Origin of the sequence: Bordetella genomosp. 4 (genome assembly GCF_002261185.1) — a bacterium.
GTDB lineage: Bacteria > Pseudomonadota > Gammaproteobacteria > Burkholderiales > Burkholderiaceae_B > Bordetella_A.
On the sequence record NZ_NEVQ01000022.1, the window covers coordinates 334233 to 349955 of the forward strand.

General features: G+C 58.6%; 16 protein-coding genes. 13 read left to right on the forward strand and 3 right to left on the reverse strand.

Annotated features, from left to right (window positions below):
- The first annotated feature begins 264 nt into the window (after nucleotides 1–264).
- A complete protein-coding gene (locus CAL20_RS22790; RefSeq protein ID WP_373558319.1) occupies nucleotides 265–2109 on the forward strand; it encodes an ABC transporter ATP-binding protein in 1845 nt (614 codons plus the stop codon).
- On the opposite strand, the gene CAL20_RS22795 is transcribed toward CAL20_RS22790, so the two are convergent.
- Nucleotides 2085–2783 carry a GntR family transcriptional regulator gene (locus tag CAL20_RS22795; protein ID WP_094839082.1) on the reverse strand — a complete coding sequence of 233 codons (699 nt, stop codon included), beginning with the start codon at nucleotides 2781–2783 and terminating at the stop codon, nucleotides 2085–2087. The two genes, CAL20_RS22790 and CAL20_RS22795, sit on opposite strands and share 25 nt — an antisense overlap.
- 154 nt (nucleotides 2784–2937) lie before the next feature.
- Between CAL20_RS22795 and CAL20_RS22800 the strand changes: the two genes are divergently transcribed.
- The 6 genes from CAL20_RS22800 to CAL20_RS22825 all read left to right on the forward strand — a co-directional run bounded on the left by CAL20_RS22800 (nucleotide 2938) and on the right by CAL20_RS22825 (nucleotide 9079).
- Nucleotides 2938–3684, forward strand: coding sequence for an SDR family NAD(P)-dependent oxidoreductase (locus CAL20_RS22800; protein WP_094839083.1), 747 nt, complete (start codon nucleotides 2938–2940; stop codon nucleotides 3682–3684).
- A gap of 10 nt (nucleotides 3685–3694) precedes the next feature.
- Complete coding sequence (locus CAL20_RS22805; RefSeq protein WP_094839084.1) at nucleotides 3695–4888, forward strand: acyl-CoA dehydrogenase family protein; 1194 nt, start codon at nucleotides 3695–3697, stop codon at nucleotides 4886–4888.
- Complete coding sequence (locus CAL20_RS22810) at nucleotides 4881–5948, forward strand: phosphotransferase (RefSeq protein ID WP_094839085.1); 1068 nt, start codon at nucleotides 4881–4883, stop codon at nucleotides 5946–5948. The genes CAL20_RS22805 and CAL20_RS22810 overlap by 8 nt, the downstream gene beginning before the upstream one ends.
- Before the next feature lie 183 nt (nucleotides 5949–6131).
- Nucleotides 6132–6449, forward strand: a complete 318-nt coding sequence (locus CAL20_RS22815) for an NIPSNAP family protein (protein WP_094823373.1) — start codon at nucleotides 6132–6134, stop codon at nucleotides 6447–6449.
- Nucleotides 6450–6512: 63 nt separating this feature from the next.
- Nucleotides 6513–8204, forward strand: coding sequence for an L-lactate permease (locus tag CAL20_RS22820; protein ID WP_094839086.1), 1692 nt, complete (start codon nucleotides 6513–6515; stop codon nucleotides 8202–8204).
- Between the two features lie 65 nt (nucleotides 8205–8269).
- A complete protein-coding gene (locus CAL20_RS22825) occupies nucleotides 8270–9079 on the forward strand; it encodes an SDR family NAD(P)-dependent oxidoreductase (protein ID WP_094839087.1) in 810 nt (269 codons plus the stop codon).
- 111 nt (nucleotides 9080–9190) lie between these two features.
- On the opposite strand, the gene CAL20_RS22830 is transcribed toward CAL20_RS22825, so the two are convergent.
- Nucleotides 9191–9769: a TetR/AcrR family transcriptional regulator gene (locus CAL20_RS22830; protein ID WP_094839088.1), complete on the reverse strand. Its 579-nt coding sequence runs from the start codon at nucleotides 9767–9769 to the stop codon at nucleotides 9191–9193.
- A 110-nt stretch (nucleotides 9770–9879) separates the two neighbouring features.
- Between CAL20_RS22830 and CAL20_RS22835 the strand changes: the two genes are divergently transcribed.
- The 3 genes from CAL20_RS22835 to CAL20_RS22845 are packed head-to-tail and all read left to right on the forward strand — an operon-like array spanning nucleotide 9880 to nucleotide 11924.
- The gene (locus tag CAL20_RS22835) at nucleotides 9880–10587 is read left to right on the forward strand and encodes a glutathione S-transferase family protein (protein ID WP_094839089.1); all 708 of its coding nucleotides are present in this window, start codon (nucleotides 9880–9882) and stop codon (nucleotides 10585–10587) included.
- A gap of 30 nt (nucleotides 10588–10617) precedes the next feature.
- A complete protein-coding gene (gene yghU / locus CAL20_RS22840; RefSeq protein ID WP_094839090.1) occupies nucleotides 10618–11496 on the forward strand; it encodes a glutathione-dependent disulfide-bond oxidoreductase in 879 nt (292 codons plus the stop codon).
- A gap of 41 nt (nucleotides 11497–11537) precedes the next feature.
- On the forward strand, nucleotides 11538–11924 hold the full coding sequence (locus CAL20_RS22845; RefSeq protein ID WP_094823379.1) for a RidA family protein: 387 nt from the start codon (nucleotides 11538–11540) through the stop codon (nucleotides 11922–11924).
- A 34-nt stretch (nucleotides 11925–11958) separates the two neighbouring features.
- Here CAL20_RS22845 and CAL20_RS22850 read toward each other — a convergent pair whose 3' ends face one another.
- Entirely contained in the window at nucleotides 11959–12738 is a 780-nt protein-coding gene (locus CAL20_RS22850; protein ID WP_179266724.1) for a FadR/GntR family transcriptional regulator, read from the reverse strand.
- Nucleotides 12739–12872: 134 nt separating this feature from the next.
- On the opposite strand from CAL20_RS22850, the gene CAL20_RS22855 reads away from it, so the two are divergent.
- The 3 genes from CAL20_RS22855 to CAL20_RS22865 all read left to right on the forward strand — a co-directional run bounded on the left by CAL20_RS22855 (nucleotide 12873) and on the right by CAL20_RS22865 (nucleotide 15707).
- The gene (locus CAL20_RS22855; RefSeq protein ID WP_094823381.1) at nucleotides 12873–13838 is read left to right on the forward strand and encodes a Bug family tripartite tricarboxylate transporter substrate binding protein; all 966 of its coding nucleotides are present in this window, start codon (nucleotides 12873–12875) and stop codon (nucleotides 13836–13838) included.
- A gap of 66 nt (nucleotides 13839–13904) precedes the next feature.
- Nucleotides 13905–14531: a glutathione S-transferase family protein gene (locus tag CAL20_RS22860; RefSeq protein WP_094823382.1), complete on the forward strand. Its 627-nt coding sequence runs from the start codon at nucleotides 13905–13907 to the stop codon at nucleotides 14529–14531.
- A 69-nt stretch (nucleotides 14532–14600) separates the two neighbouring features.
- Nucleotides 14601–15707 carry an enolase C-terminal domain-like protein gene (locus CAL20_RS22865; RefSeq protein ID WP_094839092.1) on the forward strand — a complete coding sequence of 369 codons (1107 nt, stop codon included), beginning with the start codon at nucleotides 14601–14603 and terminating at the stop codon, nucleotides 15705–15707.
- The last annotated feature ends 16 nt before the right edge of the window (nucleotides 15708–15723 follow it).

The following is a 15723-nucleotide window of genomic DNA, read 5'->3' on the forward strand; positions in this document are numbered from 1 at the left end:
CTCTGATCGCAACCCGGCTCAACTCACAACGCGCGAACCTATCCTTCAACTCATCGAGGATGCCACGGCCGGCCTGGCTGATGTAATAGCCCACCGAGTCAAGGACGCTCATCGCACCCTATCCGCGATGAAATACGAACGTGCCATGCGAAACGATACGAGGCGACGTTAGAAAGGGCCACGGAGCCCCCGCCATGAAATCGGGCACTCGAATACGACCATCGAATGTCGTAAAGTCTCCTTTTCCCTGCATTACCGGAGGCTATCTTGCCCCGCCCGATTGAACACCTGCTAGACCCCTTTCCCGCCGAATCCCCCGCCATCGCTCCCAAGGGGCTGTTGCGGTTTCTATGGGCGTGCTCGAAAGGCGCCCGTGGCTATCTCGCCCTGCTGGCGCTGTTCAGCGCCAGCGTCTCGATCTATGAGGCTTGGTTATTTGCCTTTCTCGGCCAGATCGTGGATTTTCTGGCCGATTGGCAGACGGACGCGATATCCGCCGAGGAAACGCGGGTACTGTGGAGCATAGGTATCGTGCTGGTCGCCAGTATCGGCCTGGTTGCGGCACGGACCCTCATCCAGCATCAGATATTGGCGATCAATCTGCCGCTGCGGCTGCGCTGGAACTTTCACCGCCTGATGCTGCAGCAAAGCCTGTCGTTCTTTGCCGACGAGTTTGCCGGACGTGTCACCACCAAGGTCATGCAGACCGCTCTCGCCGTACGCGAGGTGCTGTTTACGTTTTCCGAAATAGTGCTGGGCATCGGCATTTATTTTGTGACCATCATCGCCTTGGCCGGGGGTTTTGACAGCCGGCTGATGATCCCCTTTCTCGCCTGGATCGTCCTGTATGGGCTGACGATGCGATATTTCATCCCGCGATTGGGCAAGGTATCGCAGGAACAGGCACACGCGCGCTCGTCCATGACGGGCCGGGTGACAGATGCGTATTCCAACATCATCACGGTTAAGTTGTTCTCGCATACCAACCGCGAGGCGCATTTCGCGCGCGCCGCGATGGAGGACTTTAAGCTGACCGGTTATAAGCAGATGCGCCTGGTCAGCCAATTCGAAATTATTAATCAGGCCTTGGTTGTCGGGCTGATTCTTTCTGCTGGCGGATATGCCTTGTATTTGTGGCATGCTGGTTCAGTGGGCCCCGGCGCGGTGGCCGCCGTGACGGCAATGGCCTTGAGGGTCAACGGCATGTCGCACTGGATCATGTGGCAGATGACGTCGCTCTTTGAGGCTATCGGCACGGTACAGGATGGCATCGGGACGTTTTCCCGCAAAGTCAAAGTCGAGGATCAACCTGGCGCAACGGCGCTGCAAATCACCAAGGGCGAAGTCGTATTCGACCAGATCTCGTTCAACTACAACGGCAACCGTCAGGTGCTGGATGGCCTGAGCCTGACCGTGAAACCGGGCGAGAAAATCGGTCTGGTCGGCCGGTCGGGCGCAGGCAAGTCCACACTCGTCAATCTGCTGCTGCGCTTTTACGATGTCGATGCGGGCCGCATCTGCATTGATGGGCAAAACATTGCTCACGTCACGCAGGACAGTTTGCGGCAAGCCATCGGCATGGTCACCCAAGACACCTCATTGCTCCATCGCAGTATTCGCGACAACATTGCCTACGGTCTGCCCGAGGCCAGCGACGCGGATATACAAGCCGCCGCCATGCATGCCCAAGCCAATGATTTCATTCAACGCCTGAGCGACCCGCAGGGCCGCACAGGCTACGACACCCAGGTCGGCGAACGCGGGGCGAAGCTGTCGGGCGGACAGCGCCAACGCATCGCGATTGCACGGGTCATGCTAAAAAATGCCCCAATCCTGTTGCTGGACGAGGCCACCAGCGCCCTCGACTCGGAAGTCGAAGCCGCGATACAGGAGAGCCTGAGCGAAATGATGCAAGGCAAGACGGTGATTGCGATCGCGCATCGCCTGTCCACGATCGCAGCGATGGACCGGCTGATCGTGATGGACCAAGGACGCATCATCGAACAAGGCACTCACGCTGAACTGCTGCAGCAGAATGGCGTCTACGCCAATCTGTGGCAACACCAAAGCGGCGGCTTTCTGGGTCAGGACGACTTACCTGCGGCATAGGCGGCCTGAATCGTCGTGCGCACATGGTTCACGTGCGCACTGGCTGCCGCCTCGGCCTGCTCTGGCTTGGCTTCCAGTACCGCCAAGGCAATGCGCCGATAATCGTCAAGGCGCATTTTCTGCAGGCTGGGCAAGCGATGCTGGGCGTGCACCACCGGCATCAGAATCGTAGGAAACAGGCGCTTGAGCTCCAGGTTTCCTCCCATATCCAGCAGTACCCGATAAAACCGCCGGCGGGCGCGGGCAAAAGCAATGCTGTCCTGCGTCTGATCGGCCTGTTCCAACTGCTGCAAGGTCTCTTGTAACGATGCGCGGACAGACGGCTCGCCCACGCCTCGAACCGCCGTACGCGCCAACAGGCCCAGCATCCGCTCGGCCACGTCCAGCACATCCAGTGTTTCCTGCTGGCTCAACGACCGTATCGCCGCCCCCTTGTGCCGCGAGAGCTCGATGACCCCCTCTGCCGCCAGCCGCTGCAAGGCTTCGCGCACAGAGTTGCGGCCCACCCCGAAATGGGCGGCCAGATCGACCTCGACCAGACGTTGGCCTGGCACCAAGGCATGCGCCTCGAGCTCTCGCAAAATGCCCTGAAACACCACATCGGAGGCGCTTTTGGCTTTCTGTTGTAGCGACGGCAACTCGCCGGTGTCAGCAATCAGGGCAGATGGGCTCATAAGCAAGTTCCGGGCACACAAAACAAAGGTCTGGTCACGAGAAAAAAATCATCCTACAATTTTATGGAACAATTTTACCTTACGGGTGAAAAAACATCGTCCTTCCCCCCGAATTAAGGCGGCAGGGCCAATAGAACCAGAGGAGACCAGCGCTATGGCGTCATCACTATCCGTCGCGAACAAACGGGTGCTCATCACGGGCGCCTCCAGCGGCCTGGGACAGCACTTTGCCAAGACCTTGGCCGCCGAAGGTGCGCAATTGATCCTCGCCGCCCGACGTCTGGACCGGCTGCAGGCCTTTGCCGACACGCTATCGTGCAGCGTAGCCCCGCTGTGCCTGCCCTTTGATGTCACGGATGCCTCCAGCCATGGAGAGCTGGTCAAGCACATCGACACCCTGGATGTGCTGATCAATAACGCCGGCATCGTGCGCGAAAGTGCCGCAGCCAAGCACAGTTCAGAGGATTGGGATGCCGTGCTGGACACCAACCTCAAAGGGATGTTTTTTCTGGCTCAGTCCCTGCTGCCCGCGCTACAGGTCAATGGCGGCAGCATCATCAATGTGGCCTCCATTCTCGGCCTGCGCCAGGCAGGCGGCGTCGTGTCGTATGCCGTATCCAAGGCTGGGGTCATTCAGCTGAGCAAGACGCTGGCGCTGGAATGGGCGCGCTATGGCATTCGCGTCAATGCCTTGGCGCCCGGTTATATCGAGACCGAGATCAATGCCGATTTTTGGCAGTCCGACGCGGGCAAAGCGTTGATCAAACGCATTCCGCAACGGCGCCTGGGCCAACTCGAGGATCTCGACGGCCCCTTGCTGCTGTTGTGCAGCGACGCGTCGCGCTACATGACTGGCTCGGTGATCGTCGTCGACGGCGGCCATCTCGTCAACACGCTTTGAGGAAACAGGCATGTACACACCCTACCCCAGCGAACGCAGCCGCGAAGTCGGCGAACGTGTCGAGGCATTTGTGCGTAACGTCGTCGTCCCGTACGAGAACGATCCGCGCCGCACCGCACATGGCCCGACACAGGAGCTCGTCGAAGAACTGCGTGCCAAGGCTCGCGCGGCCGGCGTGATGACGCCGCACATCCTGTCCGATGGCAGCCACATGACGCAGTTGGAAACCGCAGCCGTGCTCAAGCGTTCAGGTCTGTCGCCGTTGGGGCCGATAGCGGTCAACACCATGGCGCCCGACGAAGGCAATATGTTTTTGCTAGGCAAAGTCGCCACCCCAGCGCAAAAAGCCAAGTACCTGGACCGCCTGGTCAGCGGACATGCACGCTCGGCCTTTTACATGACCGAACCTGCTGTGGATGGCGGTGCGGGATCGGACCCATCGATGTTGCAGACGACCGCCGTTCAACAAGGCGATCGCTGGGTCATCAATGGCCGCAAGATGTTCATCACCGGCGCAGAAGGCGCCGAAGTCGGCATCGTGATGGCGCGCAGCAATACCGGCGACAAAGTCCAGGCCACGATGTTTCTGGTCTCATTGCCCCACCCTGCCATTCGTATCGAACGCATTCTCGATACGATCGACAGCTCGATGCCCGGCGGCCACGCCCTGATCGTCATCGATAACCTCGTCGTTCCGCAGGAAGACGTCCTAGGCGAGGTGCACGAGGGATTCCGCTACGCGCAGATCCGCCTGTCTCCGGCCCGCCTGTCGCACTGCATGCGTTGGTTTGGCGGCGCCGCGCGTGCGCACGAAATCGCGACCGCCTATGCGGTAAAACGCAAGGCCTTCGGCAAGCCGTTGATCGACCACGAGGGTGTAGGTTTCATGCTGGCCGACAACCTGATCGATCTGCAGCAAGCCGCCTTGATGATCGATTGGTGCGCTGGCGTGTTGGATTCCGGATCTCAGGCCACGACTGAAAGCTCCATGGCCAAGGTCGCGGTATCGGACGCACTATTTCGCGTGGCAGACCGCTGCGTGCAGGTCATGGGCGGCACCGGTGTCTCGCGCGACACCATCGTCGAGCAGATATTCCGCGAAGTCCGTGCGTTCCGCATTTATGACGGCCCGACCGAGGTCCACAAATGGTCGCTGGCGAAAAAGATGAAACGTGATGCACTGCATGGAGGCTCGCATGACTAAAGCGACTGGCAATTTCGCTGGCACCACCGCCGTGCGGCCCGAGCATCGCATTGACCAGCCTGCTTTAGAGGCCTGGATGCAAGCCAACGTCGAAGGATACCAAGGACCACTGACGATAGACCAGTTCAAAGGCGGGCAATCCAACCCGACCTATCGCCTGCAGACACCGGCCCGCAACTACGTCCTGCGACGCAAGCCGCCGGGCGTACTACTCAAGGGTGCCCACGCCGTCGAACGCGAGGCCCGCGTGATGAGCGCACTGGGCACCGTAGGTTTCGCAGTACCGCGGATCTATGGCCTATGCACAGATGACAGCGTCATCGGCAGCTGGTTCTTTGTCATGGCCATGGTGGAGGGGCGCGTATTCTGGGATGCCAGTTTTTCCGACGTACCGCGTGAGGCACGCGCTCAGTACATGGATGCTATGAATGCCACCCTGGCAGCGCTGCACCAAATCGACTACGCCGCTATCGGCCTGGGTGATTACGGCCGGCCAGGCGGCTACGTCAAACGCCAAATCGACCGCTGGTCCAAGCAATATCTCGAGGACGATCTCGCAGGCCGTTATCCGGCGATGGACCAACTCGTCAAATGGCTGCCCAAACATCTGCCCGATGCTGAGGATGTCACCATCACTCATGGCGACTTTCGAGCAGACAACATGATTTTCCATCCGACAGAACCCAAGGTACTCGCGGTGCTGGATTGGGAATTGTCCACCTTGGGCGACCCTCTCGCGGATTTTGCGTATCACGCCATGATGTTCCGCATGCCTCCGGACATATTGGGCGGGATCGGGGGGCTGGACCTGCAGGCCTCGGGGTTGCCCGATGAACAGGCCTATGTGCGAGCCTATTGCGAACGCACAGGGCGCGCGGGGATACCTGACCTGGATTTTTACGTCGTCTTCAACATGTTCCGTTTTGCCGCCATCCTGCACGGGATCAAGGGCCGCGTGCTTCGGGGAACCGCAGCGAACGCGGATGCAGAGGCGATGGGGAATCGGTTTACGCGAGTCGCCGATATCGCGTGGGAACAGGTAAAGACCCGAATCGCCTGACCGGCAGTCCCCTCCCTCACCTATACTCTGCAAAAAAGTCCTAGACGACGTCTGATCTGTCCTAACGCGTTGTTCCTCTGACTGCGTACAGTACCACTCGTACTAATTCGCCATCCCACGGCAAAAAGTGCAAGTGGCTGTCGCAGCCTGGCATCAATACTCATGCTACACGAAGGAACACGCATGCTTTACGACGTCCGTACCTACACCTGCCGCCCCGGCACGATCAAAAAACATCTCGCCCTATATGCGGAACATGGCTACGAGATACAGAGCCGGCACCTGGGCAAGCCCCTGGCCTATATGCAGACCGAGACGGGCAATGTGAACAGCTACATGCACATCTGGGTCTACCAAGACGCCGCAGACCGCGCCACCCGCCGCCAGGCCCTGCAAAGCGATCCCGAATGGGCAAGCTACCTGACCAAGAGCGCCGAAGCAGGCTATGTCGTCAGCCAGGAAAACCGCCTGATGACTCCCGTACCTTTCTTCAAACCCTGACCTTCCGCGGACCACGCCTCGGCGGACAGAAAAGCAATCACTGCCGGGGGTGAAGGAGACACCATGTTCCAACAGGTATACGACCCCGTCGGCGGGTCGCTTTTGTTGTCGGCGCTTTGCGCCGCGCTGCCCTTGCTCACCATGTTCATCCTGCTGGGATGGTTTCGCGTGACGCCGCATCGGGCCGCACTTGTGTCACTGCTGGTGTGCATCGGCGTAGCGCTATTTGGTTACGGAATGCCGATCAGCACGACCTTGAATACCGGCATCTACGGCTCGGCCTTCAGCGTATTGACGGTGCTGTGGATCATTGTCAATGCAATCTGGCTCTATAACCTGACGGTTAAATCCGGACATTTCGCCACGCTCAAGGACAGTTTTGCGCTGATCAGTCCCGATCCGCGTATTCAAGCCATTCTGATTGCGTACAACTTTGGCGCCTTGATGGAGGCCCTCGCGGGCGCGGGCACTCCTATCGCCATCTCGGGCGCCATGTTGCTGGCCATCGGTATGCGCCCTATCAAAGCTGCGGTACTGGCCCTGGTCGCCAATACTGCGCCCGTGGCCTTTGGTGCGCTGGCCGTGCCGATCACGACACTCGCGCAAGTTACCGGCATTCCGTTTGAGCACCTGGGCGCCATCGTCGGACACCAGACGCCGCTCATCGCAGCCTTCGTGCCGCTGATCCTGGTGTGGTTGACAGATAGCAAGCGCGGCCTGACTCAGGTATGGCCAGCTGCCGTCGTCGCGGGCGTCGGTTTTGGCCTGAGCCAATGGGCCAGTGCAACGTTTATCTCGGTTGCGCTTGCAGACGTGATCGGTGCATTAGGTTCGGCGTTCGCATTGATTCTGTTCTTGAAAGTCTGGCGTTGCCCGAGCCCTGACTCAGCGAGCGACATGGATGCCTCCTCGTCGACGGCCGAGCATTCACGGGGCGCGCGAGACACCGCAGCACCGGTGCACGAAGCCATTCCTCATAGTGTTGGAGCGTATTTGCCTCCAGGCACCGTCGTGCGGCCAACCACAGGCTCCATGTTCCAAGCCTACCTGCCTTACATCCTGATCATCGCCATTTTCTCGCTGGCACAAATGCAGGTCGTAAAGCAGTGGCTCTCGGTAGGGACGTTCAGCTTTGCCTGGCCAGGATTGAGCATCACCAACGCTGCGGGCGCCAAAGTCGGCACCATGTTTACGTTGAATAGCCTTTCCGCCACGGGCTCGCTGCTGCTGTTGTCCGGCATCCTGTCTGCCATCCTGCTGCGCATCGACGCCAGGACTGCCATCGTCACCTATCGTGAAACCGTCTATCAGTTGCGATGGGCGATACCCACGGTGTTGTGCGTGCTGGCCATCGCTTTCATCATGAATTATTCCGGTCAAACCGTCACCCTGGGCGTCTGGCTGGCACAAACGGGATCGGCGTTCGCCTTCCTGTCGCCCGTCATCGGTTGGATCGGCGTGGCGGTCACGGGATCGGACAACTCGGCCAATGCCTTGTTCGGCGCTTTGCAAGTCGCCGCGGCGAACGCTACCGGCCTGAATCCCGCATTGCTCGCCGCCGCCAACGCATCCGGCGGCGTGCTGGGCAAAATGATCTCGCCGCAAAGCCTTGCCGTTGGCGCGGCGGCAGTGGGTATCATTGGCCAAGAGGGATTGATTTTCCGCAAAGTCATCGGCTGGAGCCTGCTGTTGTTGGCCGTCCTGTCTCTGCTGGTGTATCTGCAAACGAATGTACTTGCGTGGATGGTGCCTTAAGCACTTCCTGCCAGCACCACCAAGCGACCTCAGTAACCCCGAACGACCTGTATTACGGATTTTCTATGATCAACTACCCAGAACTTTTCAACCTGCGCGGCAAGATTGCGGTCGTGCTCGGTGCGGCATCGGGCATCGGCCAGGCATCAGCTCACGCGCTGGGCGCCATGGGGGCTCATGTCTTGTGCGCGGACCGTGACAGCGACGGTGCACGTGCTACCGCAGAGCAAATCAGCGCAAACGGCGTAGCCACCTGGATGCAAACGGACGCCGCCAGCGGCGCCGACATCGCCGCGCTCGCTGACAAGGCGTTGGCCGAGCATGGCCGCATTGATATCGCGGTCTCTACCCCGGCCCTGAACATCCGCAAACTCATCGTCGATTACACAGAGGAGGAGTTCGATCAGGTGATGAATCTCAACCTGAAGGGCGCTTTTCATTTCATGCGCAGTTTCGGCCGGCCGATGATCAAGCAGGGCTCGGGCAGCATGATTCTGTGCTCGTCCATGCGTGCTGTAACGATCGAGCCGGGCCTGGGTATCTATGCCGCTACCAAAGCCGGTATCGCCCAGATGGTCAAAGCCTTTTCTGCCGAAGTCGGCAGCTACGGCGTACGTGTCAATGCCGTCATGCCCAGCATTATCGAAACGAGACTGACAGCGCCGCTAAAGGAAAAGCAGGACATCTACAACACCTATGCCGGCCATACCGTGCTGAACCGCTGGGGCCAGCCCTCGGAGGTTGGCGCCGCAGTAGCATTCCTGGCATCCGATGCTGCCAGCTATATTTCGGGTAGCAGCTTATCGGTGGATGCCGGATGGACGGCGATTGATGGGCCTCCTACAGGGCTGACGCAAACGCGGCCGTCGGAGTAACAGGCCTGCGATAAGAGCATGGCGCGAAGTACTGCCAGGAGTATTGTTCAGCACTTCGCGTCGTGCGTTTTGGCTACAGTCAGGACAAGCAACGAACTATTGCCTGATACGCTAATTTTTCAGCAAGGCTAAGGCAGTTTCAACTGCCCCCTCCAGCAGCGCCTTTTCCGGCCGAGCACGCGCCAATACACGCACGCCCATCAAGACACTGAGCAAATGGCGCGCCAACTGCGCTGCGGGTAGCACACGCGTGATCGTCCCATCGGCCTGCCCCGCAGTGATGCAACGTAGAAAGAACCTCTCAATGTTCTTCAATGCATCGGCAATGACCTTTCGAAACTCGGGATCATGAGGGGCGAGCTCCAACGCGGAGTTCACCAACATGCAACCCTTGTGTTCGCGATCATTCAGCGAGCGGCTCAGAATCTGTTCAAAGAAATAGGCGATGGCTTCGCTAGGCGGGAGCGTTTCGCCCTTTTGTATGCGCTCTGTGATGTGCACGACGTAGCGATCGAGCGCGACCCGGAACAGCCCTCGTTTATCCCCATAGGCATTGTAGAGACTGGCTGCGGTGATGCCCGTCTCGCAGGTGAGGTCTTTCACCGACGTTGCCTCATAGCCTTGCGACCAAAAGCAATGCATCACTGCATCGAGCAGTGCGTCTTCGTCGAACTCTCTGGGCCTTGCCATATCGCTTTTCTAGATCCCGTTATGGCATCGCAGCGCTTGCCATTCTTGTCGTGTTGGGCCATTATAGAATGGTCGTACTAAAACTCAAAACCGTTGCTCGGAGCAAAAAGATGATCCGATTCTATTTTCACCCTACGCCCAATCCCGCAAAGATTTCCCTCTTTCTCGAGGAGGCGGGCGTGCCCTACGAAGTCATCCCGGTCGACACCAGCAAGGGCGAGCAACATACGCCCGCGTTTCGGGCGATCAACCCTAATGGCAAAGTCCCTGCCATCGTCGACACGGCCGGGCCCGATAGCAAAGAAGCGCGCGTCTTTGACTCCACCGCGATCCTGCTCTACCTCGGAGAAAAGACCGGCAAGTTCATGGGCGCCGCCCAAGACCGGCCCGAGCTGCTCTCGTGGCTGCTGTTCCTTGCGTCCGGCCTGGGCCCGTTTTCGGGACAAGCGGTACATTTTCAGTTTGCCGCGCCAGAGGGCCTGGACTATGCCGTGAACCGCTATCGGCGCGAAGCCGAACGGCATTACCAAGTGTTGAACGATCACCTCGAGGGACGCACCTACATCGTCGGCGACACATACACCATCGCAGATATGTCGGCCTGGGGCTGGCTCGATCGCGCCTCGCGAGTGCGCAAAGGCGCAGATGATCCGCTTGCGCCCTTCCCTAATCTCAAGCGTCTCTTTGAAACCGTTGATGCACGGCCTGCCGTGGCGCGAGCGCGCGCCGTCGGCCAGAACCACGAGTTCAAGCGCGTCAACGACGAGGAAACCAAACGCGCGCTGTTTCCTTCCAACTATCCCCCAGCCGCCGCCTGAGCGGCCTCGACGCTATCCCGGAGCATCAGCATGGCAGACTCCCCCGAATATGTTCCTCCAAAGGTCTGGACTTGGACCCAACCCAGCGGCGGCCATTTCGCCAGCATCAACCGGCCCATCGCGGGGCCTACGCACGACAAGGAATTGCCGGTCGGCCGGCATCCGCTGCAACTCTATTCGCTAGGCACACCCAATGGCGTCAAGGTGACGATCCTGCTGGAGGAACTGCTGGCGTTGGGGCACACCGGCGCCGAATACGACGCGTGGCTGATCAATATCCGTGACGGCGATCAGTTTGGCAGCGGATTTGTCGGCGTCAATCCCAACTCCAAGATCCCCGCCCTGCTCGATCGCAGCGGCCCTGAGCCGATTCGCGTGTTCGAGTCGGGCTCGATCCTGTTGTACCTGGCCGAGAAATTTGGCGCCTTCATCCCCAAAGACATCCAGGGGCGTACCGAGACGTTGAACTGGTTGTTCTGGCAAATGGGCAGCGCCCCTTATCTGGGCGGCGGTTTTGGTCATTTCTATGCCTATGCGCCGACCAAAATCGAATACGCCATCGATCGTTTCGCCATGGAGGTCAAACGTCAACTCGACGTGCTGGATCGGCGTCTCGCGGAGAGCGAGTACCTGGCGGGCAACGACTATACGATTGCCGATATCGCCGTGTTCCCATGGTACGGTGGGCTCGCGAAGGGCTGGCAATACGGCGCCGCAGAGTTCCTCAGCGTCCAGGATTACAAGCACGTTCAACGCTGGGCCAACACCATCCTGGCACGCCCCGCAGTACGCCGCGGACGTATGGTCAATCGCATGAGCGGAGAGCCATCCGAACAATTGCGCGAGCGCCACGACCCGAGTGACTTTGAAACCAAAACTCAGGATAAGATCGAAGCGAACCAATCCTGACGATCATTCACGCCCGTCAACACGCAAAGGAGACACCCCGCATGACCGATATCGTACGCAGAGAGTCCAACGAGCGCTTGAGCCGCGTCGTGATTCACGGAGATACCGTGTATGTGGCGGGCGTGACATCGAATGCCGCGGGAGGCATTACCGAACAGACCCGCGATGTACTGAAAAAAATCGACGGCTATCTGGCACAGGCCAAATCGGACAAGTCCCGGCTCTTGTCCGTGCAAATCTGGCTCAAAGACATCGAACGCGATTTTGACGGTATGAACGCCGCCTGGGCCGAATGGGTCCCGGCGAATGCAATGCCGACGCGTGCAACGTGCGAGGCCAAATTGGCCTCGCCGGAGTTGCTGGTGGAAATCATTGTCACTGCAGCCAAGCGTCCGAAATATCCGGGCGGGCCGATGTCTGAGGCATGATTGGGCGTCGGAACTACATGGCAGCACCCGCCCATTACCTCTTTCTCGCAGGCAAAAAATTCTCGTCCAGTGTTCTCATCCTGGAATTGTGAATGTGTTCTCGCATCGCATCACGTGCCGCGTCAGGTTGCTGATCGCGAATCGCCTGGAAAATACATTCATGCTCGCGCTGCACCTGCTGGCCTCGTGTCACCGCGCTGGATAAGGCCAAGCTGCGCATGACGCGCATGTAGTCGAATATCTGCTGCGAAAGCGACTGCAACGTCGTCACGAATAGATCGTTACCGCAGGCCACGGCAATCGCTTGGTGAAAACGGTAATCGGCGTCGTTGCCGACTTGACGTGCCTCGAAAGCGACTCGCATATCGTCGAGGGCTTTGGCCATGATGTCGAGATCATCTTCACTGCGTCGCGCCGCAGCCATATAGGCAGCATCACCCTCGATTGCGCTGCGTAGCTCCATACAGCGCACCAGCTCGGCCAAGCCTCCTATCGGAGCCAACCGTATCAACTCGGGACTGGGACGCTTTCGCACATAAGACCCCGCCCCACGCTGCGACACGATGACGCCATCAGCCTGCAGGCGAAACAATGCCTCGCGAACTACCGGGCGGGAAACGCCGAACGTTGCGCATAAATCGAACTCTGACGGGAGGCGGCTTTCTTCGGGATATTTCCCGTAGGTGATCTGTTGCAACAGACGGTCATAGAGTTGATCGGCCAATCGCGGTGGACGCGTTGCCCGCAGGTCCTCGTCGGAAGGCTCATTGGGAGGCGTTTTCCGCGAGCGGTCATTTGTCGGAGCGCTAGCCATAAAATAGTTGCCTGACAACTTAACAATGATGTAATTTACCAAACAAATAATCGTCGGCCACGAGAGCCGAGAAGACGAGTTTGACATGCAAAGCATGTCTATCGGTAGTACGAACAAAAATTCGGAGACAAGCAATGTTGAAAAGGCTGTTATGCGCGGCTGGCATCGCGCTCGGACTACCACTCGTTCCTATCGCTGCGAGCGCGCAGGGCGGGCAACCGGTGCAATTGATTGTGCCGTACAACCCTGGCGGCGGCTCTGACCTGTTCGGCCGCATGGTGGCGCCAGCGCTGGGAAAAGCGCTGCAAGAAACCATCGTCGTAGAAAACCGCGCCGGTGCAGGCGGCATCATAGGCACCGAAGCAGTCGTCAAATCAGCCCATCCGAATAAGATGCTGTTGGTGTCGGACTCGGCGGTCTATAGCATCATCCCTTCTCTTTACGCCTCTCTGAGCTACTCGCGCAAAGACTTGGTCCCCGTGGCCAACCTGGCGAGTTTTGGCAACGTACTTGTCGTCCCCGCCAACTCGCGCTTCAAGACATTCCAGGACGTACTCGAAGCCGCCCGCAAAACACCAGGCAAGCTCACCATCGGCTCTTCCGGCGCAGGTGGCATCACGCATTTGGCTGCAGAGAAACTCATGGAGCAGGCAAAGATCAAGCTGGTGCACGTCCCCTACAAAGGCAGCGGCCCTGCCATTTCGGATACCGTGGGCGGTCATATCGACATGGTGTTTACGGGATTGCCGTCCGTGTTGGAGTTGCTACGGGCAGGCAAGCTGCGTGCTCTGGCGATCGCGACTCCCAATCGCTCGCCCTACGCATCAGACATCCCGACCATCAGCGAATCCGGTGTGCCGGGATTTTCCGCGATGATCTCGCAAGGCCTATTCGCGCCGGCAACGATGCCGGCAGCAGATATCCAGAAGCTTAATCAGGCAGTGCAGGATTTCATGCGTGATCCTAGAACCGTGGAGACGCTGCGAAAAATGATGGTCGAGCCTGTGTACCAGTCCGCCGCTGAATACAAACAATGGTTGGATGCGGAATCCAAGGACTGGGCCGGATTGATCAAACGGGCAAACGTGAAAGTGGAATGATCCGAAGGAAGCTGGCCGCATCGTCGGCAAAGCGCTGTCACAGCACATCAACAGAAAGGTAAATGAATGATAGATGTCTACGCTTGGCGTACCAGCAACGGTCTACGCGCCACTATCGCTTTAGCGGAATCAGGTTTGCCGCACCGCGTGATCCCTATTGATGTAGGTGCAGGCGCGCACAAGACCCCGGACTATCTGGACATCAATCCGGCCAGCCAGATTCCTGCCATAGTGGACCCTGACGGCCCGGATGGCCGCCCGCTTGTGTTGGCGCAATCCGGAGCCATCGTGCTGTATGTGTGCCAGAAATCCGGCCGCTTTGTACCTCAAGACGCAGCAGAACAGGCCCTGGCAATGCAATGGGCCTGGCAAGCCGGCACCGATATTGGCGGCACCAGCGCCGCCATGAATCAGGTGGAGGTCGTATCCCCTGAAAAAGTCCAATCACACATCGATCTGTTTCGAAAGCGCTTCCTGCGCTATTTCGGCATTGTCGAGCAACATCTCCAAACGCGCGAGTATCTGGCCGGTGCGATCAGCTATGCCGACTTCATCCTTTACCCCAACTATGCGCTACGCCGCAACCTGCTGGATCCTGCGATATGTCCCGCATTGACCGCGTGGGCCGAACGCATGGCGGCACGGCCCGGCGTAATTGAGGGTATGCGCTTATATACCGAAGCCAGTCATTGATCACCGAGGCTGCCGCTGCACTACTGCATTGAGCTGAACAACAGCGAGCCGCCTCACCTCGGAGCATTCATGAAGATCGACAATGTCAGCGTCACCCTCTTCTCTTGGGATGACATTCCTCCTACCAGCTACGCGGCCCATACTGGCAAGTTCGCCGGATCAAGCAAAATGGGTCTGCTATCCATCCAGACCGACGACGGCGTGACCGGGCATGCGTTTCTGGGGTCCGCGTACTATCCGGCGGACTTGGATGCTCCTAATCTGATCAAATATCTCAAGCCCATTTTGATGGGTCAGGACCCTCTGGATCGGGAGCGGCTGTTTCAAGCCATGTGGCGTCGCGCCCGCACCACCACCATACGGACGATTGGCGCATGCGACGTGGCGCTATGGGACATTGCGGGTAAAGTCGCCGGCCTGCCCATTCATCGCCTGATCGGCAGCTATCGCACCAAGATCAAGGCTTATGCCAGCTCAATGATTTTGGACTCGGCTCAGGAATATGCCGACGAAGCGTTGCATTATCAATCCTTGAACTGGGCCGCCTACAAGATCCACCCTCCTCACCCGTGGCAAGAGGATATCCGAGTATGCCAAGCAGTACGCAAGGCGGTCGGCGACGATTATCTGGTCATGCTCGATGCCGCGTGGGCATATCAGTACCCCGAGGCCGTCCGCGTTGGTCGCGCTATCGAGGAATTGAATTACTACTGGTACGAAGACCCGCTACAGGACTCAGACCTCTACAACTACGTAAAGCTCAAGCAGCAACTGCATATTCCCATCATGGCCACCGAGGCCCCGGCGGCTGTGCTCGATGCTTATGTGCCGTGGATCCAACAGAATGCGACTGATTTCCTGCGAGGGGACATCCCACTCAAAGGCGGCATCACCAGCATGCTGAAAACCGCTCATCTGGCCGAAGCCTTTCGCATGAACTATGAAATTCACCATGGTGGAAACTCATTGAACAACGTGGCTCAACTGCACGTTGCAATGGCTTTGAAGAACACCGAGTTCTTTGAAGTGCTCTTGCCTGGCGGCGCACAAAAGTACGGTTTGATCGAAGACATCGAGCCTGATGCGCAGGGGTTTGTTCATGCTCCGACCGAACCAGGGCTCGGGGCAAAAATCGATTTTGATCTTATCGAGCGTAAGCGTATCGCCGTATTGTGAATCCGGCGGGGTGAGG